Source organism: Streptomyces sp. NPDC025793, assembly GCF_055558375.1.
In genome coordinates this window covers 1-25827 of record NZ_JBVHMR010000068.1, presented here as the reverse complement: position 1 = coordinate 25827, position 25827 = coordinate 1, and the positions used below count along the sequence as shown (strand labels likewise).

The window sequence follows — 25827 nt, the reverse complement described above, 5'->3', positions numbered from 1 at the left end:
CTCGACGCGACACAAGAGTTCAGCCGGGCCGCATCGATCGTCACGGGAAAGACTCGCTGATGTCGGGGGCTGTCAGACCGCAGCGTTACGCTCGGGTCAGCCGGCAGCGGGTCGAACTCACGACCGGAGCCGCGCGACTGGAATGGAGGGTGGGAAGGCGAACGCCTGATGACTCCCTCCGGCTTCCTCGTGCTCCACGGCCAGGGAACCGGCATCCTCGCCCGCGGCCGTGAAGGCATCACCGTGCGGGCCGCGTTCATCAAGCAGACCGAGGCCGAGGACATCGCCGAACGGGCGCTCGCGCTGCGCACGGCGGCCGGCACCCTGTCCGGTCAGTCCGTCGGCTCCCAGGTCGAGGAACTGGACGTCGAGACGATCGTCGACCACGTCCGCGCGATCTGGCCCGACGGCGTGGAGGGCGTACATTCGCACCGCCTTGTCGAAGCCCTCGCCGCCTACCGGGCCGATCTGTACAAGCCCTGGACGGAGACGGCCGCGGGCGAAGGGTCCACGGCGCTGAGCGCCGCCCTGAAGCCGTTCAAGGTGTCCGCCCGGCGGCTGACCATCAGGGAGTGCTGCGGGGGCGCCAAGGGCCTGCGGTACGCCGATCTGCCGGCCGTCGAGGACGACGCGTAGGGCGCCCCTGAGCCGGTTTCGGGGAGGGGTTGAGGTTTCGCCCCGCCCCGAAACCGGTTTCGCCCCTGATATCGGGGCTGAGCTGGGAAGTCTCGGGTTTCGGGTACCTCTCCGGAAGACTGGATGATGGCACGCCGCCATCCTGCACACCGCGATCTACGCCGACCTGTGCGAGCGGCTCGGCGGCCGGATGCTGCACCACTCCCCGGGCTACGGCCCGGAGAACTACGCCCCCGAGATCCTGGACCACACCCGCGAGAAGATCACGGAACTCGGCTGGACCACGGACGGCGAGCTGTGGGTGGCACCTTCCGACGAGACGCTCGTGTCGGTCGCGGCGAAGTGCCGGCACTCGGACGGCGGCGGCCCGATCGTGATCATCCCGAAGAAGCCCGGCATCGCCTAGCCTCGCCCGTGAAGGGAGGCCACATGCCCGAGTGGATCGACCCGCGGTACGCGGAGCTGGTAGCGGCGTGGCGACGCGCGCAGCAGCCGGACTCGCGTGACCCGGAGCCCAAGCCACGGCGGGGATTCATCATCCCGCCGAAGGATTGACGGGCGCAGCCCCGGCTGGAGGAGAGCTCTCCGGCCGGGGCTGCTTCATACCGTCATCACCACGGCCGTCCGTGCCCCCGACGGCGACGGCCGCCGTAGACGCTGCCCATCGGACGCACCTCCCAGGCTCAACCGGTGCGCGGGAACGAAGAAACCCCAACCGGGATGTTCCCACCGGCTGGGGCTTCTCGTGTGTGCGGCGTTACAGGGGGCGGATGTTCTCCGCCTGCGGGCCCTTCTGGCCCTGCGTCACGTCGAACTCGACCTTCTGGCCTTCCCGGAGCTCACGGAAGCCCTGGGTGGCGATGTTCGAGTAGTGGGCGAAGACGTCCGGGCCGCCACCGTCCTGCTCGATGAAGCCGAAGCCCTTTTCCGCGTTGAACCACTTCACAGTGCCCTGAGCCATGCCTGTCTCCTTCGAGGGGCTCGTATCGGGTCCCGCACCGTGCGGGACCCGGAGGTGATCGCCCTGGTCCGGAGAGGCGTTGAACAGCAAAAACGCCCGCGATGGCGATCACGGGCGAACGGGACTTCGGGACCACGACTGCTGCTTACGACGCTACACCGGCTGGTGGAGCTCGGCCACAGAACCACGACGGCAACGCGCGCCTCGTGGGTGGGCCGGCCAGCACCGGCAGCCGTCTCCCGAGCGCCTCACCTGCCGCTGGGTGAGGCTGGGGCTATGGCTGAGCGTCGTGTGATCGTGGGTCCGCCCGGTGAGGGTGGCGGCCGTCGTGTCCAGGTCGGCAGCGAGACGCTGGGCACCGCGTACAGCCTGAACGACCTGAGCGTGTTCCTGGAGCGTGCCGGCCTGGAGGGGTTGGACGTGGTGGACCTGGTGAACTCGCCGCTGATCGAGTGACGCGGCGGCGGTCCGGGGGTACGGGAGCGCTGAACGCCCGTCGGCGAGCTGGTCGCCGTCGTCGCCCGTTCGGCGCGCAGCGGTCGCTGTCGCACGTGGGTGCGGGTTCGCTGTCCAAGGGCCCCGACTCGTAACCCGGGACCTCTCAGCATCTTCGAGCGAAGGAGACACAGCCATGGGCCAAGGCAAGATCCATGAGTGGGACGCGGACCCGGGCGAGGGAAGCATCAAGAACGATCGTGGTGGTCCCGTGCTGTACTTCACGGTGGACGACCTCGTGACCGACCCCGACGAGATCCATCCGGGGGACACCGTCTCGTTCCAGATCGAAGGCCCCGGACGCGCGGCCATGGTCAACAAGGTCTGAGGCTCGAAAGCACCATGCGGCAGGCACCACCCCGAGGTGAGTCGGGTGGTGCCTGCCTACCGTGCCGCCCCGAGCGCCAGAACGGCACCGTGAAGTGGTTCAACGATGACAAGGGATATGGCTTCATCGAGCCGGAATCCGGCCCTGACCTGTTCGTCCATCACCGGGCGAGCGGGTCTCCTTCGAGGCTGTGCAGGGCCAGAAGGGCATGCAGGCGGACAAGGTCCAGGTGATCGCCTAGGAGAACCTGCCGCGGCCGTCCGGACCCGGTCTGTGAGGGCTGGACGGCTGTGGTCAGGCTGCGGGAGCTGGAGCCCCTGGCAGGTTGGGTCGGCCGGGCCACCCAGCTTCCCCGCGCCCCTTGCTCGCGGCGCCGGCCGGGCCGTCAGGAGAGGTGAGAGGGATTCGCGTTAGCGCGGCCGCCCGTGCCGAGGGTCCGCCGGGATGCCGGGGGTGCCGCCGGGTGAGTGCCGAGGACTCCGCGGGCCCGCAGCTGGTCGAGGTCGGGCAGGCGGATCCCGGGGAGTGTGTCCAGGAGGTCGGCCTGGGCGGCGCGGATGTTCTGCGGGGCCTGGGGACCCGCGCCGAGGGCACGGCGGGCTGTCACGCGATCATCGTACGGGCGGTGATGGACCGCCTGCGCCCGTGTTCCTGCTCAGCCGAGAGCCGACTGACGGAGGAGCGTTTTTACCGGTAGTTCGTTAAATCCGGAGGTAGAGGTCAATGCCGTGTCCTGTGGTGACCGCGTCGATCAGCGCCTGGAGTTCGCAGGGTGGGTCGGTGTCCGTCCAGGCTCGCCACCATCGGGTGAGGGTGATGGCGGGGTGAGCCAGGAGCGGATGGCCCGTAAGGCCCTTGGCCAGCAGTGCGGTTGGGGCTGGAGGGGTATGGCTGGGCCCCCTCTCTGGCCCCTCGTCGGGGCACGGGTCGGGCGCGGTGGCGTCCAGGGGTCCCAGCGGGGCGAACCACTGGTCCCAGCAGAAGGAGAAGGCGCAGTTGACCAGGGTTTGGTGGCGATCGGCGTCATCCACCTGATGGCGATCCGCACGTGGGCCACCCACACGCCCGCGGCCGCCGCGCCGGGGATCGCCCGCACCATCGCGCACTTCGTCGGCCAGATCCTCGCCGGCGGTCTGGGGAACGTGAAGTCGGCCCTTGCCCCTCGCATGCTGGGTCCGGCCGTGGTACTGGATCAATGGAACCGCGGTTGGCACTGAGATTGGTCATGGTCGTTTTGCGCATGGTCGAGGTGCCGCGTCGGGTTTCTCAGAAGGATCGTTGGCTGCTGGCAAGAGGCGTCTATCGTCCGCCGGGTGCCGGTGGAATTTCTGACTGACGAGCAGCTGCGGCGTACGGGATGATCGCTGAGGAGCCGACACGGCCGGAGCTCTGAAGCGGCTCTTCTTCCTGGACGACCCCGACGAGCGAAGCGGCGGACGCACAGCTGGCTGGGCTTCGCGGTCGAGCCTCACAGCCCACGGCCGCCTCCAGCCTGAACGCCTGCGCGTGCTTGATGCCGTCTCCCCCAGTCGCCAGGTGAGGGGCCGTTCGCCGATACTGGTCCTGTTACGGGAACTCATGGACGCGGTGGCCTTTGCTGAGGACGGCACCGACACGCGTGGCAGTGCGGGAGGTCCGTGATGAGCGTGGCGGGACGGCACGGCACGCATGCCGTGGTGACCGGCGGCGCCGGGTTCGTGGGCTCACACCTGTGCGCGGCGTTACTGAGCCGGGGGTACGAGGTGACCTGCGTGGACGACTACTGCACGAGTTCGCCCGCCAACATCGCCCATCTGGCGCAGCATCCCGGCTTCTTCGTGCAGTGCGCCGACGTCGCAGAGGGTCTTGAGGTGGCACGGCGCACGGACGTGGTGTTCCATCTGGCTTCGCCTGCGTCGCCCGCGGACTACCTACGGCTTCCGGTGCACACTCTGGAGGCGGGGAGTCTGGGGACGCGTCATGCTCTGGCCCTGGCTCAACGGGACGGCGCCCGGTTCCTGCTGGCATCAACCTCGGAGGTGTACGGCAATCCGCTGCAGCACCCGCAGAGCGAGGGGTACTGGGGCAATGTCAATCCGGTCGGTCCGCGCAGCGTCTACGACGAGGCGAAGCGGTTCGCCGAGGCCCTGACGACCGCGACGGCGAGAGCGTGCGGCGTGAACACGGCGATCGTGCGGCTGTTCAACACCTATGGTCCGCGGATGCGCTCCCACGATGGGCGCGCGGTGCCGACCTTCATCCGCCAGGCGTTGGCGGGGCAGCCGTTGACGGTGACCGGGGACGGTCGGCAGACCCGTGCGCTGACCTATGTCGACGACACCGTTGCGGGCATCCTGGCGGTGGCCGACTCGGAGCTGGCCGGGCCGGTCAACATCGGCAGCGACGTCGAGTTCACGATGACCGAACTCGCGTATCTGGTGATCGATCTGACGGGCTCGCGGTCCGGTGTCGCGTTCGTCGACTGTCCGATCGACGACCCGGTGGTGCGCTGCCCGGATATCACCCTGGCACGCGGCAAGCTCCGCTGGGAGCCGCGGACCTGCGCCAGGGAGGGACTCGCGTGGACCATCGCCTGGTTTCGGGAGCACCCGGCGGCGTGAACCGCCCGTCACCCTGTGCTCGGTGGTCTCGGTGCCCGTGGTCGGTCACGCCTGGAAGGGCACGTAGGCGTACCAAGGCGGGACACACGTGCGGTGCGGGCGCCGCAGAATAGCGATGCGGTGCATCTCCCCCTCAAGGGTCCAGTCCAGGTTGGCGACGAAGTAGGCGATCGCGTCGCGCACGGCCGGCAGGTTGTAGTCGTCGACCAGGACCAGGCCGCTGACCCTGATCAGCCGGTCGAGGTGGTGGAGGTCGGCGAAGACTCCCTCGAAGCGGTGGTCGCCGTCGACGAAGGCGAGGTCCATGCTGCGGCCTTCGTCGACCATCCGCGGTAGTTCCAGGCTGGAGTCGCGGGGGCGGAAGTCGACCAGGTCGGTGAAACTGAGGGTACGGACCGCGCGCAGCCCGGCGCAGTGGTAGCGGTTCGCCTGGTAGGGATCGAGGACCATGTGGCGCGGGCCGGTGAGGCCGTTGCGTCGCAGGCCGTCGCACAGGTAAAGGGTGGAGATGCCGTTGGCCATGCCGGTTTCGACGGTGCGTTGCGCGCCTTCGGCGAGGACGGCGCGGCGCAGCACGTCACCCTGTTTGCAGTCGATGCTGACCGGGTGCAGCGGCACGGGCACGTCGTCGTCGCCCAAGACATAGCCGCTGCGCTCGGCGGCCTGGTAGTAGGCGTCGACAGTGGTGGGCCGACTCATTGGGTGCTGTCCTCCCGTCGGATTCGGAAGTAGTCGTCTGCCCAGCGTTTGAGCTCGGCGCGGGGCCGGGCCCACTCCCAGCAGCGGTTGGTGCCGAGGCGCAGGTCCCGGTCGGGGTCGAAGGACAGCTCCTGCAGCCGCACGGTCGCCTGGTGGTAGTTGCGGTCCTGCTGCCAGCCGTGCCACAGGCTCAGCACGGCGCCGTCCAGGTAGCCAAGGCCGCTGCGGATGTGCGGGTAGGCGGTGCGGGCCCAAGTCTCGTAGTGGCGGCCCAGCAGGCTGTCCTGCAGGCCCGAGCAGGGGTTGTTCCAGTCGCCGACGAAGGCGTGGGCCATCAGGTGATCGCCGGTGCCGGACAGGCAGGCATCGTAGAGGCCGTGCTCCTCGATCCAGTCCCGGCGGCCGGCCCAGGCGTATCCGGTGTGGCCGTGGTCGGTGTAGGTGGACCAGGCCCGTGGGTCGGGGTCGAGGTGGAAACGGTGTGCGAAGGAGAGCAGGACCTCGCCGCGCAGGTGATAGGCCGTCTGGCCGGCGGCCAGGCGGATCGCCTCGGTGAAGGGCTGCACCACGGTGTACTGCGTCAGCAGGTCGGATGTGCGGGCGAGCCAGTCGGATTCGGAGAAGAAGACGTCGCCGTCGATCCAGGCCAGGTTGCTGAACCTGTCCGGCAGGGTGTGGGCCAGGAGGTTCAGCAGCCGTTCTTTCTGCCACAGCACGCTGTTCGAACGTACCTGGAGGACCTGCTCGCCGGCCGGCAGCTCGAAGGGCCGGTTCCCGAAGGCGCACTCGACGCACCGCCAGGCGGCACCCGAGCGGTCCAGGGACTGGAGGAAGGACAGGATGTTGCGCTGACGGGAGTGGTAGCCGCATGGGTTGAAGTAGGAGGTGAGGATGCAGATGTCGGCGCGGGCGCGGTAGCGCTCGGCCGGGCGCGCGGCGAGCGGGATCCGGTGGCCGGGGTGGCGGCCGGGGCCAGCGGTGCGCTGGTCGAGCAGTTCGTGGGCCCAGGCGGGCGTGGAGTCCTCACCGGTCAGGTAGCGGTGCCCGGCGCGGCGGCGGAAGGTCCAGGCGGCGAGGGCGTCGGCGAGGTCCGCCAGGGCGCCGGTGGGCAGCTCGGACAGCCGGGCCTGCGGGTCGAGTCGCACAGGCGCGGTGAGGGTGTCGAAGGCACCGTCCGGTTCGAGGGGCGGCTGCTCGCGCTCGCGCACGGCTTGGAGGACCTCACTCACGCGGGCGTGCTGGGCGTTTTCAGTGCCGAGATACGCGGCGAGCGCGCGGCGGCCGGCGTCCTCGTCGGGGAAGACGGCGATGCCGTCGTCGTCCCCGAAGGCGCCGTAGTCGCGGGTGAACGGGTCACTGGGGAGAAGGCCGGGGTTGCAGGTGCGCCAGGCGCGGCTGCCGTCGACGCGTAGCTCGCCGGGCCGGCGCACGTACTGGAGTGAGCCGTGGCGGTCGGCGGCGGTCGCACCGGCGGGTGGGGCCAGCTGTCGGGCGAGCTGCTCGCGCAGGGCACGCGCGGTGTCGTCGGGGACGAACAGGGCTCGGGCGCTGTACTCCTCGGCGAGGCGGGCCTGCGTGGCGCGGCCGGTGGCGCGCAGTCGGTCCGCGCAGCGTGACAGCTCGTCGGCCGCGGCGCGGTGGCGCACGGGCGCGCCGAGGGTGGTTGGCCAGGCGGTGGGCGGGGCGGTGGGGCCGGTCATGGTGCGCTGTCCTCCTTGCGACCGTCAAAGTAGGCGCGGACCTGCTCGTGCAGGGCGGGCTTGTCGGACGCCCAGCCGAAGACGCCCTGGTTGTCGGCCGTCAGGTCGCACCGGGGGTCGAAGTCGGCGGCGGTGAGGATCCGCAGCCGCTCGACGTGGCGGCGCCTGGCGGCGCTGCCGTGCCACAGCGTGGTGACGGTCTGTGGTACCCAGCCGACGCGGCCCTGCACGCGCCGGTGCAGGTGAAGCGCCCAGCTGCGCCAGGACTCGAGCAGGGGGTCGGGGAGCAGGCGGGCCAGCGGGTGCTCAAAGTAGCCGTAGGCGGCCAGCGCCAGCATGGTGTCGGCGCCGCCGACGATCATCGTGTCGAACAGGCCGGGCCCTTCCAGGAGTTCGCGGCGTGCGGCCCAGGCCACTCCGGGCTTGGCCGAGGACCGGTCGAAGCGGAAGGGGTCGGACAGGCCGGCGGCGACGGCGTAGGCGATGCCCGGCCCGCTCAGCTCCCCCATGTTTGGCGTGCCGTCGGTGGCGGGGCCGGCTTCGACGGCTTCGCTGAACAGCTGCACCAGGTCGAAGGACTCCAGCAGCGCGCAGGCGTGCGGGTACCAGTCGCGGTCGGGGAAGAGGACGTCGGCATCGACCCAGGCCACTTTGTCCACCGTGGGCGGCAGGGTCGCCGTGGCGAGGTTGAGCAGGCGCTCCTTGTGCCACATCACGTGCCGGCCTGCCAGGCGCAGGTGGCGGGGGTCGTCGGCGGGGAGCTCGAAGTACCCGTCGAAGCTCAGCTCGACCATCCGGAAGGGGACCTGCAGGGCGCGCATCCCGGCCAGGAAGGCGTGCAGGTTGGTACGCCGGGTGCCGTACTGGCAGGGGTTGAAGTAGCAGGAAACGACAGCCAGTTGGCCATCCATGCGGGCGAGGCGTCCGCACACCGGTGGTGGCGGGGTGAGTCTGGGGTGCATGGCGGTCGGACCGTCCGGTCAGCACGGCCCGTGGGCCAGAACGTGGTCGACGTAGCCGGGATCGCCCCTTCCCTGCGGCCGCGCGGCGGCCGGCACCCGCTCCCACCTGGTGGTCCCCTGGTTGCTGCCGGCCGGCACGTCCACCACCAGTCCTCCGCCGGCGTCCAGCACGACCCGGAACTCGTGCAGCGGAAGGCCGAAGGCGTCCTGCCCGGCCCAGCCGTTGTAGCCGCGGATGGCGTCCAGTTCGAGCTGTCCGAGCTGCGCGGGGGCCACCGCGAAGCCGCTGGAGGTGAAGGCGGGCACGTTGACCCGCACGGGCGGCAGCCCGTGGGCGGTCCTGGCCGCATTGAACGCCGTCACCAGGGCCTGGAAGCTGTGCGTCGCCTGCACCTGGGCCGGGTATCCGCGGGCCGTGGTCAGCTTGCTGGTGAACTGTCCGATTCCCGCGGTGACGTTGGCCCGCCAGCTCCACACCTGGTCGTCGGTGGGCCTGGGGCTGGTGAGCTGCATGACGCCCACCCCGCCGGCGTTGTCAGCGCTGAACAGCGGGCAGCCGGAGGTGCCTCCGTCGGCCGGGGCGTCGAACTGGCGGCAGTCCGACTCGTGGCCGGCGATGCGTCGCAGCACGTCGTGGGGCAGTGCCGCGTGCAGGGTCGCGGCCGGCGGGTTGGTGCCCACGATGGACAGCTGCTGCGAGCGCGCGGTCAGCAGGCGGCCACCGACCGTCGCCTGGACCTGGATGGCAAGGCGGCCGCCACGTACCAGGGGGAACGCGATCGTCAGCGGGGTGCCGTGCGTGGTCTGCGTGATGGCCGGCGGGTTGATGGTCCGGTGCGGTCCGTGCCGGCAGGCGCTGGCATCGAAGGAGATCTGGACCGTCCAGTGAAAGTCGGTGGCGGGAGTCGGATCGGGGGTCACCCCGGTGACCCGGGCCTCGGCCACGACGGTCGGCATCTGTGCGTTTCCGGTGATTGCGAAGGTCTGGCCCGCTGTCGGGCGCTGCAGGACCAGTGTGGGCGTCGGGTGCGGGCCGCCGGTGGGACGCGGACCGCCGCTGGGCCGGGGACCGCCACTGGGATGCGGACCGCCACTGGGCGTGACCGCCAGTTCCAAAGGCAGCGCGCGGGCGGGAAACTCCGACACGTAGGGCCAGTCAAGGGCGAAGCGGCGGGCGTACCAGAACTCGTCCCGGCTACGGCTCCCGTGCAGGTAGGCCCGCTCCTGCTCGGCGCTGGCCTTCGCCTGGTCGAAGGTAAGCCAGGCACGCGCCCACAGGCTCTCCGGTACGTCCTCGGACACCTCCGGATGGCATTGCGCGGTGGCTTCCAGCCACTGCCGCCAGGTGCCTTCGGTGTAGTTCTTGCGCGCCATTCTGAGCTGATTGGCCAGGAAGTGCTCCGGCGGCACGTCGTAGTTGTCGAAGGACTCGCGGAACCGGTGTCCGATGGTGGCCTCCGGATCGTGCAGGATCCGATGCCCCATGAGCCAGCACTTGAGCCCGAAATCAAGATCCTCGACTCCCCAGAACAGCATGTCCCGATCCATCCCCCACAATTTCTCGTACAGCTGACGGCTTATCGCGAACGCACATCCGATCAGGCTCGGGGACTCGTACAGCCTGCGCCGCCCCAAGGTGACGGCCGTCATGTCCGACAGGTCCAGCCAACCGCAGTCGAGCGTGCCCAGATCCAGTCGGTAGCCGTGACCGGACTGCAGCGGGTCGTTGATCCATCGCTCAACGTCCAGATTCAACAGGCTCGGCGTGGCCACCGCCTGTCCGTCGGTGCGCTCTACGTCCTCGACCAGGCGCCTCAGCGAGCCTGGCTCTGGCTTGGTGTGACCATCGAGGAACACCAGCACGTCTCCGCGCGCGGCGTCGGCTCCCATCGCCTTGGTCGGCGAGGCCCCGCGGCGCCGTGCACTGTGCACGGTCCGGACGACCGGAAGACTCCGCTCGACCTCAGCCACGGAGTCGTCGTCCGACGCGTCGTCCGCCACGACGATTTCGGCGTATAGATCTTCCAGCACCTGAATACAAGATCGGACGGTACGGAGAAGCGCGGGGCCCTCGTTGTAGGCAGAAATCACCAGGCTCGTGTGCATGATTCCCCCATGCTCCGAACTGCCGTCTTCAGGGTGCGACCACCGTCTGTGCCTGCGTCATCGGGGCAGGTGCCCGCCGCCCCGTGGTACCGGGGGCGAGAAACCGTCCAGGTGGACTTAACTTCAACGTACCGGCGAGGCTTCCGTTTGTCGCGCTGTACCGGGCGGCTGCGCGCACGCGAGACGACGGTGGGAATCGTCGCCGTCGGGGCGCAACGGGGGGGGGCGGCTGCCAAGACAGTTGCACGGGGCCAGGGTTAACCTGGTGCGGCATCACGCTTCGGTCACGTACCGCTGACCAGCACGCTCATCGAAATGCCGATCTTCGTCATTTCCTCGGCGTACTGCGCTGGCTACAGGATCGGAGCTTCTTCCTCATCCCGTTTCTAGAAGGTAACTGTTCATCAGCTTGGCGCCGGCCGCTGAAGCTTGACGCTGAGGTTTGCCATATCCGGCGCCTCGGCGGCCGGTTCTGCCGAGAGCTGGAACCTGGCTCTGCCGAGATTGGAGCCTGGCTCTGCCGAGATTGGAGCCTGCGTGAAATGGACTGTTCGACCCATCGTGTCGCCGTTTTCGGCGCTGGCTACATGGGACTGGTGACCGGGGCGTGCCTGGCGGACCTGGGTCACCGAGTGGTGGTGCGCGACATCGACCCCGGTCGGATCGACCTGATGTGTCGCGCTGCAGTCCCGTTCCACGAGCCTGGGCTGGGTGAGCTGATCACCCGCAATGCCGAACGGCTGTCGTTCACCCTGGACGCGGCCAAGGCGCTAGCCAGGGCTGAGGTCGCCTACGTGTGCGTGGACACCCCACCGGGTCCGGCCGGGGACGCGGACCTGTCGCGCGTGTGGTCGGTGGTGGACGATCTCAAAACGGCCAGCCGCCTGAGGGCGGTGGCGGTCAAAAGCACCGTGCCGATCGGCACCGGCGAGCGGGTCCGGCAGGTACTGGCTACCGCCGGGCTCGCGCACGTCGGCTACGCCGCGAACCCGGAGTTCACGGCTGAGGGCCGAGCGGTCAACGACTTCCTGCACCCGGACCGGGTGGTCATCGGGGCGGACGACCAGGCCACGTTCGAGCTGATCGCCGACCTGCACCGGGGTGTCGAGGGGCCGATCGTGCGGATGGACGTGCGCTCGGCCGAGCTGGCGAAACTCACCAGCAACGCCCTGCTGATGACGAAGATCAGCTTCGCGAACGAGATCGCGACCGTGTGCGAGTTGACCGGCGCAGACGTGCGGCTGGTGATGGAGGCGGTCGGCCTGGACCACCGGATTGGCTCGCACTTCCTGGGCGCCGGCCTGGGGTGGGGCGGCTCATGCTTCCCCAAAGACGGGCTCGCGCTGAAATCGCTCGCCAACGACAACGGCCACCACCTGCAGCTACTGAACGCGGTCATCGAGGTCAACAACCTTCAGCCGCGCCGGGCAATCCAGCGCCTGAAGGGCCTGATCGGGACCCTCAGCGGCAAGCGGATCGCGCTGCTCGGTGTGGCGTTCAAGGCGGGCACCGACGACATGCGCGAGGCCCCGAGTATCGTGATCGCCTCCCGCCTGCTGGCCGAAGGCGCCGAGGTGCACTGCTGGGATCCGCTGGCCCGCATCACCGAAGCGGAGCCCTGGAAGGCCGCCACCCGGCACGAGAGCGCTCTGGCGGCGCTGGAGGGCGCGGACGCGGCGATCATCGTCACCGAGTGGCCCGAACTGAAGGAACTGCCCTGGCAGGAAGCCGCCCACACGATGTGCCGCCCGGTGCTCTTCGACGGCCGCAACCTGCTGGACCCGGCGCGGATGCGCGAGGCCGGTTTCACCTACCTGTCAGTCGGCCGTCCCTGACCGAGACTCAATATCGGCACACCGCGTCGGCGTCCAGCTGAGCGCGCTGGGCGATGAGGCTCTCGCGCAGCTCGACCTCCTCGGCAGAGAGCGGGTCGCCGTGACGGCAGATACGCATTCGCACCGGGCGCCGCTACTCCACCAACCACCAGGTCATCATCGACGCCAACACCCGGCTGGTCGTAGCGGCCGGACGGCCGGTGCCCGGCAACCGTCACGACGCCCACGCCTACCGGGAATCCGGCGTGGACCGTGCTGTGAAGAACGCGCCCGTACTCGGTGACGGCGGCTATCGCGGCACCCCCGCGCTCATCCCGCGCTGGCCGCGCAAAGACCGACCACCCACACGTGAGCAGCAGGCCGCAACACCGTCCAACGCCAAGCAAGGGCCGGTGTCGAACACGCCTTCCCGCGGATGAAAACCTACAAGATCCTCCGCGACCGTCGACTACGCGGCGACGGCGTCCACCAAGCCGTCCTCGGCGTGACCCGACTGCACAACCTGGCCCTCGCCGGGTAAGCATCCATCTCGGCCCAAATCCATCCCGGCCATGACCCAACACGGACTTACGGGACGTCGTTTATTTAGTGCTGGAAATCGTCCGGCACCGGAACGGCTCCCCGACCATCGGACACAGTAACGATCACCATGACTTTTCCCCTGGACTGCCGACGAAAGCAGATAAGCACCCGTCAGCTCATGCGAAAATTCACCGACTTGGGAATCCCGGCTCGGCCCTGCCCGCGATACCACGCCGATGGAGCTATATGCCAAATTCCCTGCCGTCGCGCTTAGCCGTCTGCCCGCATTGCACATCTCCCAGGCCGAGAAGTGGACCAGGGACGCAGGCGCCACAAGGGCTTACTACGCCGCCGAACTCTCCCGACAACAGGAAATTCACAGGCCCCAATGCCCGGCTTACCGAATAATCCCGACTGCGAGAGTAGCTCCCCTTGGGCGGGTCTTTATTCAAGGTCTATGCCCAAACGTCCTCCTCTCGCTACCGGGCCTCGCATTACTGCCCTTTCTCCTCCTCCTCGAACTCCTCTTCCACCTGATCGCCCTCCGGGACTTTCCATTGATCGAAATTCACCTTCGCTTTGGGATTCATCCTGGGCCTGCCGGAAGGCGGCGAGTTCACCCTCCTGGTGGGTCAACGACAAAGTGATGCGTGGTAGAAGAAAGGGAATGGACCTTCGACTCCGGCGTAGGCTGGGCGGCGCCCCGGCATGGCTGAGGCGCGAGTATCACGCTCGGTACTTCCCACTGGTGGTGCTGCAGTCCTGCCTGGCGGCGGGCTTGGCTTTGATGACCCTGGCCTGGTCGCTCTACTTCGTCTTCGCGGTCGCGCTGGCCGGGTTCAAGCCGGTCGCCTGGCTGGTGGCCCCCGAAAAGAGGTGCCAGGACAACACGCTCTCCTGTTCCTTCGCCTCCGGGTTCCTGGCACCGATCCTCTCCCTGGCGCTGGCCTATGCGTTCTTTGTTATCTGGCGCGTGCGCACGGTCCGGCGGCCGATGATGACCAGAGCTCGGCAGTGCCCGGAGGACCTGGTGGAGACCGCGGGGCGGCTCACCCCTCCGGTGGTCGGCCGGGACGACTTGTGTCAGGTGCTCGCGGACAGCCTGCACGACCCCGATTTGCGCCGGCCGCACCTGCTGGTGGGCGGGGTGGGCGCGGGGAAGACCGCCGTGTTGGTTCAGCTGACCAAGCTGCTCGCGGACCGCGGCGCGGTCCCTGTGCCGCTCCGGCTGCGGGACGTCCAGGAGCCGGAAGCATTGGACTTCCGGAAGCTGGCCTACCACCGGTTCATCTCGCAGGTCCAGCCCAGGCTGTACTCGGACGGCGAGGGGGAGAAGGTGTGGCGGCGGCTGTGCCGCGACGATCTGGTGGTGGTACTTGCCGACGGTCTGGAGGAGTGCCTGCAGAACGGTGACGTCAACAACCGCGACAACGTCATCCGGCTTGCAGTCCGCCGAGCCTGCGAAAACGACCTCCCGCTGGTCATCACCGCCCGGCCGCATGAGGCATTACGTACCGTAGCGGCCGTCACCATGGAGCTGGAACCGCTGAGTGAGCAGGCCGCGCTCGACTACCTCGCCGGCTCCGGGGCGAGCGGGGAGGACCAACGCAGGCTGGACTGGGTCGTGACCACGGCCGAGGTCACCGAGTCACCGATCTACCTGCGGATCGCCAGCACCTTGCACCGCGTCGGCCTGGACCGGACCGGTTCCCGGTGGGTGGAGCACCCGCTGGACACCCGGCACGCCGACCGGGCCCGGTTGCGGTGGCAACTGCTGGACACCTGGCGGCAGGCCCTAGTCGCCGGCCACCTGTTCCCCGAGCCGCAGCTGGACGCCCAGCAGCGCGCCCGGGCGATGGCGACGCTGTCCGCGCTGGCCTGCGTCGGGCTGCGTGAGGACACCCTGGACGTCGGCTTCAGCGACTTCCTCGGCCCAGTCCCGGAGCCGCCGAGCCGTACCGCGCCGCCCAGCCCGTACCACGTGCTCAGGAACTGGCTGGAGAAGGAACTGGGCCGCACCGTGTCGAGCTCCGACCTGCTGGCGGCTGCGGCGGTGGGCGAGCAGTTGGAGCTCGTGGAGGTGCATCCGCGTGGCATCCGATTCCAGCACAGCATCGTTCAGGCCTTCCTGGGCTCGCTGGTCCTGCCCGAAGTGCTGGCCGATTCGGAGGACTACCTGAGCCAGGACCTCAACGATCCGCTGTGCCAGGACGACCCAGGGCGGGAGTTTCTGATCGCCGCCGTGCTGGCTTCACGGGCCGACCCGCCGCGCCGACTCGATGGCCAGGCCATAGTGCAGCGCCTGCTGGGTCGTGCTGACAGCTGCGATGAGGCTCGAGCGATCAAACTCGTCGACGCCTTCGCAGCCGCCTTCGAGATCGACTGCAGCACCGCTGACCCGAAGATCGGGCAGATCGCGGAGCGGCTCAATGAGCGATGGGACAATGTCGCGGCAGCCAGCGACCAGCGGAGCTTGGAGTCGGCCAAGCTGCGCTTGGTGGGGTGCTTCGGCGCAGCGGCCCGGGCGTTGTCCGAGCGTTCGGTCCGCGAGGGCGACCGTCGACTGGGAGAAAAGGTCCGCTCGGCTTACCGGCAGCTGTACACGATCGGCTGTAAGGAGCGGTGCTACCAGGTCCGCTTCACCATCGCCCAGGAGCTCGGCGCGGGCGGGGCGGACGCCCGCGCCGAGCTCCTGCCGGAGCTCTGTGAGGCCTGGACGGCCGGGACGGAGGTGCTCACCAGCAGCACCGAGCAGCAGTGGAACGGGCTTGTCATCTGCGCGTGGGTGACTCCGCTGCTGGTGGGACCGACGCGGGGGGAACCCTCGGATTCTTGGCGGCAGCTGGCGGGGTGGCTGCAGGGGTGGGCTCGGTCTGACCGCGGACTGCTGTGCCGCACTGCCTCGTTCGAGATCGCCTTGGCACAGGGCTTCAAGTTCGCGGCGAACCGGGGCCCGTCGCATCCGGACGCCCCGAAATGGGCCCGTGCGGTGCTGGCCGAGGCAGCCCTGGGGATGCTGAAGCACAGCCGGTTCTGGTTCGCCCAGCTGACCCTGCTGCAGGCGCTGGCGCTGTGGACTCTGTCCGAGACCGGGCGGCATCATGCGAGCCAGGGACACGGCTCGCACCCGGCGGACACCGTGCGCCAGTGGTGCGAGCTGATCAACGAACACGGCGTGCCGGGCCGCAACGAGTTGCACCCGTTCGTCGCCCGCGCCGCCGGGCTGGCAGTGCGGGCGATGGACGAGGGCACACCCGAGCAGTTCCTGTGGATCGACGAGGCCGGGGTACTCAGTAAGGTGGGTTCCCGGGCGAACGCGCCGATGGAGCGGCGCGGACTGTGGATCCCCCGCTCGACCGGCTGGGTGGCGCTGGTCCCTGAAGCCCGGCAGTTGGTCGCCGACGTGATCCTGCTGCTTACCCTCGCAGATCGCGGCACCGCGCCGGACGAACGCGAGCGCCACCTCCAGAGGACGGCCCGCAGCGACCTGCCGCCCTGTCTGGGTGTCGACCGCAGCACGCTCAACCTGCGGCTGACGGTCGGCGGGGCCGACACCCCGCTGCCAGGGGACGCCTGCGCCGACTCCTGCGAGTTCCGCCTGTGCCCGTACCCGCCGAAGGGCACCGCCGGCATTCGAGCCGAGCTGACCGAGGCGTTCAGCCGTCAGCAGTGGGTGCACCGTCCGGGCGGCCGCCCGGCGTCCCTCACCTACAGCGGCATCCGCGCATTCTGGCAGGAGATGATCAGCCGTGCCCGCGGCCTGCCACGCCGGGACTGACCCCCGCCACCGCAGCATGACACCTGATTGCCTACCGCCTCGAAAGCAGACATGAGCGCCGGTGACCGCGGTCATGGAGAGCTGGCCGGACGCATGGGGATCCGCCTGGGTGCGCGCCAGCCGCAACAGTGCCAACGAGCGCCTTCCAGGCGCCCCCGCACGCCCCTATGGGCTGTTTATTGCTTGTGTCCCACTGGGCAGGCCTGATACCGGAGTGAAAAAATATACGAAAAGGGATGAAAGGGACTTCAGTAACGGCCTCGCGGCAGGGTCAAGCTGACAGCGACCCGATGGGCGCGTCCTAGGTTCAACGCAGCGCGCCGCAGGCTTGCGCAAGGCACCCGCCACCAGATCCCGTCGAAGACCTGCCGCCGATCCCGCGGCGGCCGGCCCATCTTCGGTATCGGCGGCAACACGGCTTCCAGCCGCTCCCACTGCGTATCCGTCAGATTGCCCCGAGTGCAGCTGAAGATCGTTTCACGGCCAGGGTGGACAGCAGCCCGTCAGCTCTGATCTGTGGTGGGCCGCCACGAACTGCCGGTCTCGCCTTCGAACGCCGGACGCACGTCAACGGTGTCGTACACGATGCGCAGCGTGGCAATACGGCCGTCCTCGGCGAGCTCAGCTCCCGGCGCACGGAACAGCCCTGTCATCGCCATCAGCACGCACAGCATCCAGAACTGCAGGATGCCGGCGAACTGCAGCAGCGGGATCGCAGCAACGGCGACCCCGCAGGCGAGATCCGAGGCGACACTCACCCGCCGTCGCCCCATCCGGTCGATGACCGGACCGGTGACGAGCACAGCGAGCACTGCGGGCAGCGGTGTGCAGAACGCGACGATCCCGGCCTTGGCGGCGCTGCCCGTGCTCTGCAGCACGAACCACGGCACGCCCATGCAGGTGAGGCAGTTCCCTGCGACCGAAACGAGGTTGGCGGCAAGAACCGTTGCCAGAGGACGGCGATCAGCCGTCCCGAAGTCTTCGGACACTACGGTGGTCTCGCATAAGGGGAAGCGCCCACCGTTGAACGAAGCAGATCAGCCGGTGGGCGAAGCGAAGTGGTCAGCGTCTGGCGCGCATGGTGAGGCGCACCGCGATGCGGTGTTCACAATCAGCGCCTCCAACACTTCGCCGGGATGACCACCCGGCACCTCCACGCATTGTGACCACGGGCACCAGCCCAAGGTCCATCGCCCCGTTCAGAAGGCACTTTCGCGTTTCCGGCCGCCGCTTGACTCCGCCCCGACCGAAACGGCGAGGTCAGCGGACCGCCGCTTTCAGCGCCGCCTCGATGGCGTTGGTCAGCGTGCCCAGATACTCATCGTCGCTGCTGCCCTGTAGGACCAGTACCCGGAATGCGAGCGGTGCGATCAGCAGGTCGGTGCCGAGATCCAGATCCAGGCCGGGGGGGAGCTCGCCGCGGTCAATCGCGGCCTGCAGGATGGTGCGCGCCGCCGCCCGCCGCGGTGCGGTCACTCCGGTGTAGAGCCCCTCCGCCAGAGCGTCGTCGTGACTGGCCTCGGCGAGCAGTCCGGCCCAGATACGGGCGAGCAGCGGATTGGCCAGTTGACTGCGGAAGGTGGCGAGCAGCTCGCGGAGGTCACTGTGCAAGTCGCCGGTGGCCGGCGTGGGCGGGAGCGTGTCGGTGACCTTGCTGCGGATCAACTCGGCGATCATCGCCTGCTTCGAGGACCAGCGCCGGTAGAGCGCGGCCTTGCCCACACCGGCACGCCGGGCCACCGCCTCCATCGACATCCGCGCATACCCGGCCTCGGCGAGTTCGGCGAAGGCCGCCTCGGTGATCGCGTCGGTCACCCGCTGCCGCAGGACCGCTCCTCCGGTCGCCGGCCGTCCCTTCTTCTGCTGCTCTGTCATGCACTCCATCATACCGAACGGAACGGTCCCGTTCCATATGTTACTTTGTGAGCAAGACGGAACGGTGCCGTTCCGTTCCATTCATCGAAGGGAGCCGAAGATGAAGTTCCTCTACGACGACGAGTCCTTCTCCTTCGAGGCACTGCGTGCCGCGGGCTACGCCGCCTACGCCGGCGCCGACCTGGGAGAGGTCCTGGTTACCTGCCGGCAGATCCCAGAGGGAGACGAGGAAGCCTGGTCGGCCCAGTGGGCCGCGACGGCGGCGCGCATCGAGCGCACTGGCCGGGACGCGCTGGCCGCCGGTCACCGGGTCAGCGCCCGGGAGGCACTGCTGCGCGCGTCGAACTACTACCGGACCGCGGACTTCTACCACCGCGAGGACCCCGCCAACGACGCCGAGTCGGCGCGGCTGGCCAAGGCCTCCCAGCAGACCTTCGCCGACGCGGCCGCCCTGCTCGACACGCCGGCCCGCGCCCTGCGCATCCCGTACGAGGACACCACGCTGCCCGGCTACCTGTTCCTCGTCGACGACTCGGGCACCCCGCGCCCGACCCTCATCTACCACGGCGGCTACGACTCCACCCTCGAGGAGAACTACTTCGCGCTGGCCGCCGGCGCGCTGCGGCGCGGCTACAACGTCCTCACCTTCGACGGCCCGGGCCAGGGCAGCACCGTCCGCGACCAGGGCCTGCACTTCCGGTACGACTGGGAGGCCGTGGTCACCCCGGTCGTCGACTTCGCGCTCACCGTGCCCGAGGTGGACGCCGAACAACTCGTCCTGGTCGGCACCAGCCTGGGCGGCTACCTCGCCGCCAGGGCGGCCGCCTTCGAGCACCGCCTCGCCGCGCTCGTGCTGCACGACGGCGTCGACGACTTCCACGAAGTCGCCCAAGCAACCGCCCACCGCGCCGCCGCGACCCCCGGCGGCATCGAGGCGCTGATGGCGCAGAACACCATGGTGCGATGGGTGGTGCGCAACGGCCGCTGGACCTTCGGTGTGTCCGACTTCGCCCAGCTGGTCAAGGCATCCGAGGCATACACCCTGGCCGGTATCGCCGACCGCATCACCTGCCCGACCCTCGTCCTCGACGCCGAGAACGACGTGTTCTTCAAGGGGCAGCCGTCGCGTCTGCTCGACCAGCTGACCTGCCAGAAGGAACTGATCCTCTTCCGGGAGGACGAAGGCGCCGGCGAGCACTGCCACGAGGGTGCGATCTACTTGTTCCACCAGCGCACCTTCGACTGGCTCGACACCGTACTCGCCAGCTGACCTCGCAGGCCGCTCCGAGGGCACGGGGACGATCCCTCTCGGTGTCATCCCCTCCACGCCCCGCCCGCACGCCTCGCCACTCAGGGGTAGAGGGTTCCGGGACCCTGTCACGGGGCCAGCTCGCCTCGCGTCGTCTCCGCCACGGTCACCCAAAGCCGTGGGGCGGCGGCGGTATTTGTCGAAGTCATAGCCCCGGTCGGCGTACAGACGTCGGGGCTTGCGACGGAGGCGTCCCCGCAGGCCCCGGATCGATGGGACCGTGTCCAGCAATGGCAGGAGCGGGGTGACATCGTGTCGGTTCCCGCCGGTGAGCGTGACGACGAGCCAAGTTCCGTGGCGGTCAACGACCAGATGGTGCTTGGAGCCGGCACGGGATCGGTCGACGGGCGAGGGGCCAACGTGATCCCCCCTGGAGAGCCCGGACGCTCACGCAGACACGGCAGGAGGATTGACCGATGGCAGGGGCAAGGCGCGGAACGCGGGCGGAGCCGGCGACGGCCGACCGGGAGATCGTGATCTCCCGGGTCATCGATGCCCCGCGGGAGCAGGTGTTCGAGGCGTTCACCGAGGTGCGGCACCTGTCGCGGTGGTGGGGTCCGCAGGGGTTCACCACCACCACGCGGTCCTTCGAGTTCCGCGAGGGCGGGGAGTGGGACTTCGTGTTGCCGGGCCGGACGGAACCGACTGCTCCGAGTGGATCCGCTGGCTGCGGATCGGCCCGCCGGAGCGGATCGAGCTCCTGCACGGCGAGTCCCGCGACGACCCGAACGCCTTCGAGTCGGTCCCGACCTTCGCGCCGGACGGCGCGGCGACCCGGATCGCGATGCGCACAGTGTTCCCCACCAAGGGGCTGCGCGACGAGGCGGTCGAGAAGTACCACGCTGTCGAGGGCGGCCAGCAGACCTTGGGCAACCTGGCTGCCTACCTCACCGAGACCGTCCGGAAGGGAGCTGAGGACTGATGGCCGGCAAGGTGTTCTTCAGTGTGTCGATGTCGCTGGACGGGTTCATCGCGCCCGAGCCCGCGCCCGTTGACGACGCGCTCCTCGCGCCCGACAAGCAGGACGACCCGCAGGTCCAGCCCTGGATGGCACAGTGGACGGAGCTGCAGCAGTGGATCTTCCCGCAGCGGTTCTTCCGGGAGAACCTGAAGCTCGGCGAGGGTGGCGAGGAAGGGCGCGACAACGACATCGCGCGGGAGACGTTCGCGCGCACCGGCGCGAACGTCATGGGCAAGCGCATGTTCGACCTCGGCGAGCAGTCATGGCCGGAGGACGCGCCGTTCCGCACCCCGGTCTTCGTCGTGACGCACACCAAGCGTGACCCGTGGAAGAGGCCGGGCGGCACCACCTTCCACTTCTGGCTTTAACGGTTTGAGTTGGCCCCATTTTTCCGGCTTGAAGTGGCTCCACTCGAAGATCGGTTGGGCGGAGATTCCGGCTTGAAGTGGCCCCGGCTTCCGGGCCAAGTCGGCCCCGGCTCATCGCCGGCTCATCGCAGCAGAGGGTGTAGTCGGGGTCTGTCGGTTTTCGAGGTCGCCGACACGGATTTCAGGCTCGGCTGCACTCCTGTCCGAGCGCGACGAGACGTGCGCCGCGAAAGCAGCTATGCACCTTCGTTGTCACCGCGCAGGGAATGGATCATGCTCTGCAGGATCCGGAACGCGCCTGACTGCTCGGTCTCGGTCAGGCCGGCCAGCATTCTGGCCTCGACGGACCGGACGGCTGCGCTCGCCTTCTCGAGGCTTCGTCGGCCGCGAGGCGTGAGCCGCGTGGGAAGCACCTTCCCGACTGGTGCCTCCGCAGGCCTGGTCACGTAGCCGTCTCGTTCCAGGGCCTGGAGCAGCACGTTCATCGTCTGCCGTGTCACGAACGCGCCCCGCGCGAGCTCGGAGTTCGACAAGCCCGGTCGTTGCGCCAGCAGTTCGAGGCAGGAGTAGTGCGTCACGCTCATCCCGAGCGGCCGCAGCACTTCCTCCATGGCCGCGCGGAGGGCGCTCGACGCTTCTTTCAGCAGGTAGCCCAGTGACGTCTCCAGGTCGACGCCGACACCTTCTTGACTCATGTCAGTATTCTGACATAGCTTGCCACATGTCAGAAAACTGACACGAAAAAAGAAGGAGTGCCATCATGCCCGCCACCGGCCCCGACTTCATCTCGCTCCAAGTGCGCGACCTCGACGCTTCACAGGCGTTCTACGAGCAGTACCTGGGCCTCGTCCGCTCGCCGGCCGGACCTCCGCACGCCGTCGTCTTCGAGACGAAGCCGATCGCGTTCGCACTCCGCGACGTCATTCCCGGCACCGACCTCGCATCCGTCGCTCAGCCCGGCATCGGTGCCGCGATCTGGCTCCACGCCACCGACGTCCAGGCCATCCACGACGCGCTCGTCGCTGACGGTCACACCATCGTCTCCGCACCGATCGACGGCCCCTTCGGTCGGACCTTCACCTTCGCCGACCTCGACGGCTACCAGGTCACGCTCCACGACCGCGCTTGATCGACCAAACGCCACCGGACGATCATCAGCGGTTGCGCCCTGGGCTCGCGTGACCTTGCGGCTCCCAGCCACAGGTTTTGACATTGCTTCCCCGGGCTCGTCCCGTGCCCGCTCGCTATGACTGCTTGCGCGGTTCTTGCTGCTTGGCCTTCGTGCGGGCGAGCCGGTAGGACTCGGTGCCGGTCTCGATGATGGTGCCGTTGAAGGTGAGTCGGTCGACGATGGCTGCGCAGAGCCTGGGGTCGGTGAACGTCTTGGTCCAGCCTCCGAACGATTCGTTCGAGGCGATGGCCACACTGTTCTTCTCCTCCCGCTCGGTCAAAACCTGGAACAGCATCTCGGCTCCGCGGCGGTCGAGTTCGAGGTAGCCAAGCTCGTCGATGCACAGCAGGTCGACGCGTCCGTAGCGGGCGATGGTCTTGGTCAGCTGTTTCTCGTCGGCGGCTTCGACGAGTTCGTTGACGAGCTTTGCGGCGAGCGCGTAGCGGACCCGGAAGCCGGACATTGCGGCGGCGGAACCGAGGCCGATCAGCAGATGGGATTTGCCGGTGCCGGAGTCACCGATCAAGCAGAGCGGCTCGCCCTTCTTGACCCATTCGCAGGTGGCGAGGTTGTTGATCAGGGCCGGGGTGACGTTCTGGTTGGCTGTGTAGTCGAAATCCGAGAGCCATTTCGAGCGTGGGAAGCCGGCCGCGCGAATCCGGCGCTCGGAGCGGCGGCGGTCGCGGTCCTCGCACTCGGCCATCAGCAACTCGGCGAGGAACCCTCGGTAGGACAAGTGCTCGCGCTCGGCGCGGGCGACGGTGTCAGCGAACTGGGCCCGCATCGTCGGCAGCCGCAGGACCCGGCAGGCGGTGTCGATCGCGGCGTCGGAGGCGGGCTCGGTCAGGGTGTGGTGCGGGCCGTTCATCGGGTTTCCCTTCCAGGACGGTGCAGGAGCTGGTCCCAGCGTTCGAGGGTGGGCAGGGGCCGCTGGTCGGCGGGAAGGCGATGAGCCCGGCGCTCGGTCAGACTGGGCAGCGGCAGGTCCGGCGGGGCGACCGGCTCGGGCAGGACGGTGGTGGCGGTGACGGTCGGGGACCGGCCCTCGGTTTCGGCGGCCTTGCGGGCTTCCACCGCGACCACGTCCGCGGTGCAGGCGCCGACCGCGAGCGCAGCACGGATGCCGGCGACCACGTCGCGGTGCTGCAGGTGGCGGTGCAGCAGCAGGACCTGAACCAGAGCCTTGGTGCCCTCGGACTCGCCGAGAGTGTGTTTGGCCGTGGACCAGAGTGCTTCGTGGGCTGGGGTGAAGGTGCCCTCGCGGCGAGCCTGATCGAGCGCCTCGGAGCCGGCCAGGGCGCCGGGCTTGGCCAGCAGGACTTCCAGGAAGTGGTCCAGGACCACCCGTTCAGCGCCCTTGGTCGTCAGGCGGGGGTGGCGGGCGATCTCGGTGCGGCCGTGGAAGACTACGACCTCGCTGGAGCGCAGGAGAACGTGGACGGTGCGGCCGATGAAGCGGACCGGAACCGAGTAGCGGCAGACCCGGACGGCGACCATGCCGTAGCGGTCGACCCGTGGGTTCAGTGCGAGGCCGGTCTCGAAGGGGGCCTCGGGCAGGGGCAGTAGGAGCGGGGCTTCGCGGGCGAAGTCCTGGCCGATGGTGCGGATCCGCATCCCGATCCGCCGGTTCTCCTCGGCCTCCTCGAAGCGGGTGAAGGCGTCGTTGAGCTCGTTCAGGGAGTCGACGCGCGGGACCGGGGTCAGGTAGTTCCTGCGCCAGTAGCCCACCTGGCCCTCGACCCTTCCCTTCTCATGGGCCCCGCGAAGTCCCGGCTCGCAGTAGAAAGGGGTGATCGAGAAGTGCCTGCGGAAGTCCGCCCAGCGTGGATGCTCCTCACGGGAGCGGCTCCTGTGGATCACTCGGGAGACTGCCGGGGTGAGGTTGATGCCCCTATGGATGTCAACTCACGGCTCCAGGCGGGCCTGCATGGTCAGCAGCCGTCCTGGTGGGGGTGATCAGCTGGTAGATCTCGCGCGCGACGTACCGCTTCAGGCAACGGATGATCTCTCGGCGTGTCTTGCCCTCGGCCAGCCGTCGCCGCAGATAGTCCTGAGAGCGGTCGTCCCAGCGCAGGCGACTGAGGACGATCCGGTAGAGGGCGGCGTTCGCCTGGCGGTCACCGCCACGGTTGAGGCGGCGTCGCTGGGTCTTTCCGGAGGACGCCTCGACGGGACTGGTGCCGCATAGGGCGGCGAAGGACGCCTCGTTGGTGAGGCGCTCAGGGTTGTCGCCGGCCGAGACCAGGAGGGTCGCAGCGCTGTCCGGCCCGACGCCACGGACGTCGGGCAGGCCGGGGACGCTGGCCTCGACGCCCTCGGCTATGCGCTTGTTCAGGTCGTCGATCTCCGCGGTCAGGTGCTGGATGCGGCAAGCCAGGAGTTTCAGGACGTGCCGGGCGGTGCCCGCCGGCCCTGCGGCCTCCGTGTCGTCCAACTCGGCGCACTGCTTGAACAGGCGCGGGTTGCTGAGCCCGGCCAGCGACTCGCGCAGAGCGGAGTCGGCCGAGACCAGGACGCTTTTGAGCTGGTTGATGGCCTGGGTCCTGGACTTAATCGCGGATCCCTTTGCCAGCTTGAGAAGCCGCAGCGTCTCGACCGGGCCGTCGCTCGCCTTCGCGGTTGCGGTCGCGCGTCCGGACAGCACCGCGCGGGCTGCCGCCTCGGCATCGATGGCGTCAGTCTTCCCACGGCGTCGGCGCACAGCCTTGTCCGGCTGATTGACCTCGGTCACCTCGATGCCCTCGGCGCGCAGGTGACGGGCTAGTGCGGCGCCGTAGGAGCCGGTGCACTCCACCCCGGCCCGTCGTAGTGCGCCGAAGGAGCGGGCCCAGGCGACGAGCTGGCGGTACCCCTCGGTGGTGGCCGGGAAGGTGCGGCCGTCCAGGGCGGCGCCGAGGACAGTGACGACGGCCGCCGCGTGGATGTCCTTGTGGGTGTCGACGCCGAGCAGGACCTCCTCCGCGGCGTCGGCCGGGACGTGACATGGGGCAGCGGGCTGGGTGATGCTGGGCACGGTCGCCTGTCTCCTGATTGCCTCGGAACCGGTGGCCGTCGCCGGGCCGGGGAGGTCAAGACTGTGACGGTGCCTGTCGCGAAGGCCCCTATCGGGACACGTCCCCTGCCCGGCGGCAGCTGATGCCGCTCCGGGCGGTGACCGACAGATCAACACTCAGGGCACGAGGCCAGTCGTAGCGCGGGTCAGGCCACCGCTGGAAGCGGCACCTGATCATCCTCACAGTCGTAGCGGATCTGACCGGCCGGGATACCGCCCAGCGTGCGGAACGCGTGGACGTGTCCGTCGAAGAACGCCTCCTGACCGCAGGACGCGGTGATGCGGTGTACGGCCTTGCCGGAGTAGGCCAGTCTGAACGCGAACACGAAGCACTTGGTGCGTTCGCCGGCCAGGTCCACCCAGGCTTCGCCGAAGTCGACCTCCGCGTCCATGCCGGGCTGGTTGTGGCGGATCACGAATCCCGCCGCCGGTGTCGCCCCTGCGGCCTCGGCGATCTCCTGCCGGCGCC

The 25827-nt window shown here is 68.9% G+C and carries 23 protein-coding genes and 7 pseudogenes; 14 read left to right on the top strand and 16 right to left on the bottom strand.

All coding sequences use genetic code 11. The features are described 5' to 3' along the window. Positions 1-168 precede the first annotated feature (168 nt). Positions 169-636: a hypothetical protein gene (locus ACZ4MF_RS45525; RefSeq protein WP_467499860.1), complete on the top strand. Its 468-nt coding sequence runs from the start codon at positions 169-171 to the stop codon at positions 634-636. Between the two features lie 190 nt (positions 637-826). Continuing rightward, positions 827-1042: a hypothetical protein gene (locus ACZ4MF_RS45520; RefSeq protein ID WP_467499858.1), complete on the top strand. Its 216-nt coding sequence runs from the start codon at positions 827-829 to the stop codon at positions 1040-1042. Between the two features lie 351 nt (positions 1043-1393). On the opposite strand, the gene ACZ4MF_RS45515 is transcribed toward ACZ4MF_RS45520, so the two are convergent. Beyond that, positions 1394-1597 carry a cold-shock protein gene (locus ACZ4MF_RS45515; RefSeq protein ID WP_467499856.1) on the bottom strand — a complete coding sequence of 68 codons (204 nt, stop codon included), beginning with the start codon at positions 1595-1597 and terminating at the stop codon, positions 1394-1396. Positions 1598-1873: 276 nt separating this feature from the next. Here ACZ4MF_RS45515 and ACZ4MF_RS45510 point away from each other — a divergent pair, with 276 nt between their 5' ends. From ACZ4MF_RS45510 to ACZ4MF_RS45500, 3 genes and pseudogenes are all read left to right on the top strand, one after another. Beyond that, entirely contained in the window at positions 1874-2053 is a 180-nt protein-coding gene (locus ACZ4MF_RS45510) for a hypothetical protein (RefSeq protein WP_467499854.1), read from the top strand. 175 nt (positions 2054-2228) lie between these two features. Next, complete coding sequence (locus ACZ4MF_RS45505) at positions 2229-2420, top strand: hypothetical protein (protein WP_467499852.1); 192 nt, start codon at positions 2229-2231, stop codon at positions 2418-2420. 89 nt (positions 2421-2509) lie between these two features. Further along, positions 2510-2661, top strand: a pseudogene (locus ACZ4MF_RS45500) (cold-shock protein). Positions 2662-2805: 144 nt separating this feature from the next. Here the strand turns inward: ACZ4MF_RS45500 and ACZ4MF_RS45495 are convergent. Both ACZ4MF_RS45495 and ACZ4MF_RS45490 read right to left on the bottom strand, forming a co-directional pair. Then, positions 2806-3027 (bottom strand): hypothetical protein, encoded by a 222-nt coding sequence (locus ACZ4MF_RS45495; RefSeq protein ID WP_467499850.1) that lies wholly within the window; start codon positions 3025-3027, stop codon positions 2806-2808. A gap of 113 nt (positions 3028-3140) precedes the next feature. Beyond that, positions 3141-3436, bottom strand: a pseudogene (locus tag ACZ4MF_RS45490) (IS701 family transposase); the annotation flags it as partial. Between ACZ4MF_RS45490 and ACZ4MF_RS45485 the strand changes: the two are divergent. Next, complete coding sequence (locus tag ACZ4MF_RS45485) at positions 3431-3637, top strand: hypothetical protein (RefSeq protein WP_467499848.1); 207 nt, start codon at positions 3431-3433, stop codon at positions 3635-3637. The pseudogene ACZ4MF_RS45490 and the gene ACZ4MF_RS45485 overlap by 6 nt on opposite strands. Positions 3638-4060: 423 nt before the next feature. After that, the gene (locus ACZ4MF_RS45480) at positions 4061-5020 is read left to right on the top strand and encodes an NAD-dependent epimerase/dehydratase family protein (RefSeq protein ID WP_467499866.1); all 960 of its coding nucleotides are present in this window, start codon (positions 4061-4063) and stop codon (positions 5018-5020) included. A 45-nt stretch (positions 5021-5065) separates the two neighbouring features. Here ACZ4MF_RS45480 and ACZ4MF_RS45475 read toward each other — a convergent pair whose 3' ends face one another. Genes ACZ4MF_RS45475 through ACZ4MF_RS45460 form a run of 4 tightly spaced genes read right to left on the bottom strand, consistent with a single transcriptional unit; the run spans position 5066 to position 10487 of the window. Beyond that, complete coding sequence (locus tag ACZ4MF_RS45475; protein WP_467499846.1) at positions 5066-5719, bottom strand: class I SAM-dependent methyltransferase; 654 nt, start codon at positions 5717-5719, stop codon at positions 5066-5068. Continuing rightward, positions 5716-7419 carry a hypothetical protein gene (locus ACZ4MF_RS45470; RefSeq protein ID WP_467499844.1) on the bottom strand — a complete coding sequence of 568 codons (1704 nt, stop codon included), beginning with the start codon at positions 7417-7419 and terminating at the stop codon, positions 5716-5718. The genes ACZ4MF_RS45475 and ACZ4MF_RS45470 overlap by 4 nt, the downstream gene beginning before the upstream one ends. Further along, positions 7416-8381 (bottom strand): hypothetical protein, encoded by a 966-nt coding sequence (locus ACZ4MF_RS45465; protein ID WP_467499842.1) that lies wholly within the window; start codon positions 8379-8381, stop codon positions 7416-7418. The genes ACZ4MF_RS45470 and ACZ4MF_RS45465 overlap by 4 nt, the downstream gene beginning before the upstream one ends. A gap of 18 nt (positions 8382-8399) precedes the next feature. Continuing rightward, a complete protein-coding gene (locus ACZ4MF_RS45460) occupies positions 8400-10487 on the bottom strand; it encodes a glycosyltransferase (protein ID WP_467499840.1) in 2088 nt (695 codons plus the stop codon). A gap of 542 nt (positions 10488-11029) precedes the next feature. Between ACZ4MF_RS45460 and ACZ4MF_RS45455 the strand changes: the two genes are divergently transcribed. The 3 genes and pseudogenes from ACZ4MF_RS45455 to ACZ4MF_RS45445 all read left to right on the top strand — a co-directional run bounded on the left by ACZ4MF_RS45455 (position 11030) and on the right by ACZ4MF_RS45445 (position 16622). Beyond that, positions 11030-12322 carry a UDP-glucose dehydrogenase family protein gene (locus tag ACZ4MF_RS45455; RefSeq protein ID WP_467499864.1) on the top strand — a complete coding sequence of 431 codons (1293 nt, stop codon included), beginning with the start codon at positions 11030-11032 and terminating at the stop codon, positions 12320-12322. A 131-nt stretch (positions 12323-12453) separates the two neighbouring features. Then, a pseudogene (locus tag ACZ4MF_RS45450) lies at positions 12454-12842 on the top strand (transposase family protein); the annotation flags it as partial. Positions 12843-13592: 750 nt separating this feature from the next. Then, positions 13593-16622 (top strand): NACHT domain-containing protein, encoded by a 3030-nt coding sequence (locus tag ACZ4MF_RS45445; protein ID WP_467499838.1) that lies wholly within the window; start codon positions 13593-13595, stop codon positions 16620-16622. Positions 16623-16870: 248 nt separating this feature from the next. Here the strand turns inward: ACZ4MF_RS45445 and ACZ4MF_RS45440 are convergent, their stop codons facing one another. The 3 genes and pseudogenes from ACZ4MF_RS45440 to ACZ4MF_RS45430 all read right to left on the bottom strand — a co-directional run bounded on the left by ACZ4MF_RS45440 (position 16871) and on the right by ACZ4MF_RS45430 (position 18497). Further along, the gene (locus ACZ4MF_RS45440; protein ID WP_467499862.1) at positions 16871-17071 is read right to left on the bottom strand and encodes a transposase; all 201 of its coding nucleotides are present in this window, start codon (positions 17069-17071) and stop codon (positions 16871-16873) included. A gap of 177 nt (positions 17072-17248) precedes the next feature. Then, positions 17249-17611 (bottom strand): annotated as a pseudogene (locus ACZ4MF_RS45435) (MFS transporter); the annotation flags it as partial. A gap of 271 nt (positions 17612-17882) precedes the next feature. Beyond that, complete coding sequence (locus tag ACZ4MF_RS45430) at positions 17883-18497, bottom strand: TetR/AcrR family transcriptional regulator (protein ID WP_467499836.1); 615 nt, start codon at positions 18495-18497, stop codon at positions 17883-17885. 100 nt (positions 18498-18597) lie between these two features. Between ACZ4MF_RS45430 and ACZ4MF_RS45425 the strand changes: the two genes are divergently transcribed. After that, positions 18598-19767, top strand: a complete 1170-nt coding sequence (locus ACZ4MF_RS45425; protein ID WP_467499834.1) for an alpha/beta hydrolase family protein — start codon at positions 18598-18600, stop codon at positions 19765-19767. Between the two features lie 147 nt (positions 19768-19914). Here ACZ4MF_RS45425 and ACZ4MF_RS45420 read toward each other — a convergent pair. Next, a pseudogene (locus tag ACZ4MF_RS45420) lies at positions 19915-20184 on the bottom strand (transposase); the annotation flags it as partial. A gap of 38 nt (positions 20185-20222) precedes the next feature. Here ACZ4MF_RS45420 and ACZ4MF_RS45415 point away from each other — a divergent pair. Together ACZ4MF_RS45415 and ACZ4MF_RS45410 are read left to right on the top strand one after the other, a co-directional pair. After that, a pseudogene (locus ACZ4MF_RS45415) lies at positions 20223-20728 on the top strand (SRPBCC family protein). Further along, a complete protein-coding gene (locus tag ACZ4MF_RS45410; protein WP_467499832.1) occupies positions 20728-21135 on the top strand; it encodes a hypothetical protein in 408 nt (135 codons plus the stop codon). Before ACZ4MF_RS45415 ends, ACZ4MF_RS45410 begins: the two are co-directional and overlap by 1 nt. A gap of 236 nt (positions 21136-21371) precedes the next feature. Here ACZ4MF_RS45410 and ACZ4MF_RS45405 read toward each other — a convergent pair whose 3' ends face one another. Continuing rightward, a complete protein-coding gene (locus ACZ4MF_RS45405; protein WP_467499830.1) occupies positions 21372-21830 on the bottom strand; it encodes a MarR family winged helix-turn-helix transcriptional regulator in 459 nt (152 codons plus the stop codon). 65 nt (positions 21831-21895) lie between these two features. On the opposite strand from ACZ4MF_RS45405, the gene ACZ4MF_RS45400 reads away from it, so the two are divergent. Further along, a complete protein-coding gene (locus tag ACZ4MF_RS45400; protein ID WP_467499828.1) occupies positions 21896-22264 on the top strand; it encodes a VOC family protein in 369 nt (122 codons plus the stop codon). A 115-nt stretch (positions 22265-22379) separates the two neighbouring features. Here ACZ4MF_RS45400 and istB read toward each other — a convergent pair whose 3' ends face one another. From istB to ACZ4MF_RS45380, 4 genes and pseudogenes are all read right to left on the bottom strand, one after another. Next, complete coding sequence (istB, locus tag ACZ4MF_RS45395) at positions 22380-23174, bottom strand: IS21-like element helper ATPase IstB (protein WP_467499826.1); 795 nt, start codon at positions 23172-23174, stop codon at positions 22380-22382. After that, positions 23171-24166 (bottom strand): Mu transposase domain-containing protein, encoded by a 996-nt coding sequence (locus tag ACZ4MF_RS45390; protein WP_467499824.1) that lies wholly within the window; start codon positions 24164-24166, stop codon positions 23171-23173. The genes istB and ACZ4MF_RS45390 overlap by 4 nt, the downstream gene beginning before the upstream one ends. A 40-nt stretch (positions 24167-24206) precedes the next feature. After that, positions 24207-25319: an IS110 family RNA-guided transposase gene (locus tag ACZ4MF_RS45385; RefSeq protein WP_467499822.1), complete on the bottom strand. Its 1113-nt coding sequence runs from the start codon at positions 25317-25319 to the stop codon at positions 24207-24209. 185 nt (positions 25320-25504) lie between these two features. Then, positions 25505-25827: pseudogene (locus tag ACZ4MF_RS45380) on the bottom strand (hypothetical protein); the annotation flags it as partial.

Bases quoted from the DNA above. Each gene is read 5' to 3' on its own strand.
- ACZ4MF_RS45525 (WP_467499860.1), top strand. From the start codon at position 169: ATGACTCCCTCCGGCTTCCTCGTGCTCCACGGCCAGGGAACCGGCATC.
- ACZ4MF_RS45520 (WP_467499858.1), top strand. From the start codon at position 827: ATGCTGCACCACTCCCCGGGCTACGGCCCGGAGAACTACGCCCCCGAG.
- ACZ4MF_RS45515 (WP_467499856.1), bottom strand. From the start codon at position 1,597: ATGGCTCAGGGCACTGTGAAGTGGTTCAACGCGGAAAAGGGCTTCGGC.
- ACZ4MF_RS45510 (WP_467499854.1), top strand. From the start codon at position 1,874: ATGGCTGAGCGTCGTGTGATCGTGGGTCCGCCCGGTGAGGGTGGCGGC.
- ACZ4MF_RS45505 (WP_467499852.1), top strand. From the start codon at position 2,229: ATGGGCCAAGGCAAGATCCATGAGTGGGACGCGGACCCGGGCGAGGGA.
- ACZ4MF_RS45480 (WP_467499866.1), top strand. From the start codon at position 4,061: ATGAGCGTGGCGGGACGGCACGGCACGCATGCCGTGGTGACCGGCGGC.
- ACZ4MF_RS45475 (WP_467499846.1), bottom strand. From the start codon at position 5,719: ATGAGTCGGCCCACCACTGTCGACGCCTACTACCAGGCCGCCGAGCGC.
- ACZ4MF_RS45470 (WP_467499844.1), bottom strand. From the start codon at position 7,419: ATGACCGGCCCCACCGCCCCGCCCACCGCCTGGCCAACCACCCTCGGC.
- ACZ4MF_RS45465 (WP_467499842.1), bottom strand. From the start codon at position 8,381: ATGCACCCCAGACTCACCCCGCCACCACCGGTGTGCGGACGCCTCGCC.
- ACZ4MF_RS45460 (WP_467499840.1), bottom strand. From the start codon at position 10,487: ATGCACACGAGCCTGGTGATTTCTGCCTACAACGAGGGCCCCGCGCTT.
- ACZ4MF_RS45455 (WP_467499864.1), top strand. From the start codon at position 11,030: ATGGACTGTTCGACCCATCGTGTCGCCGTTTTCGGCGCTGGCTACATG.
- ACZ4MF_RS45430 (WP_467499836.1), bottom strand. From the start codon at position 18,497: ATGACAGAGCAGCAGAAGAAGGGACGGCCGGCGACCGGAGGAGCGGTC.
- ACZ4MF_RS45425 (WP_467499834.1), top strand. From the start codon at position 18,598: ATGAAGTTCCTCTACGACGACGAGTCCTTCTCCTTCGAGGCACTGCGT.
- ACZ4MF_RS45410 (WP_467499832.1), top strand. From the start codon at position 20,728: ATGGCCGGCAAGGTGTTCTTCAGTGTGTCGATGTCGCTGGACGGGTTC.
- ACZ4MF_RS45405 (WP_467499830.1), bottom strand. From the start codon at position 21,830: ATGAGTCAAGAAGGTGTCGGCGTCGACCTGGAGACGTCACTGGGCTAC.
- ACZ4MF_RS45400 (WP_467499828.1), top strand. From the start codon at position 21,896: ATGCCCGCCACCGGCCCCGACTTCATCTCGCTCCAAGTGCGCGACCTC.
- istB (WP_467499826.1), bottom strand. From the start codon at position 23,174: ATGAACGGCCCGCACCACACCCTGACCGAGCCCGCCTCCGACGCCGCG.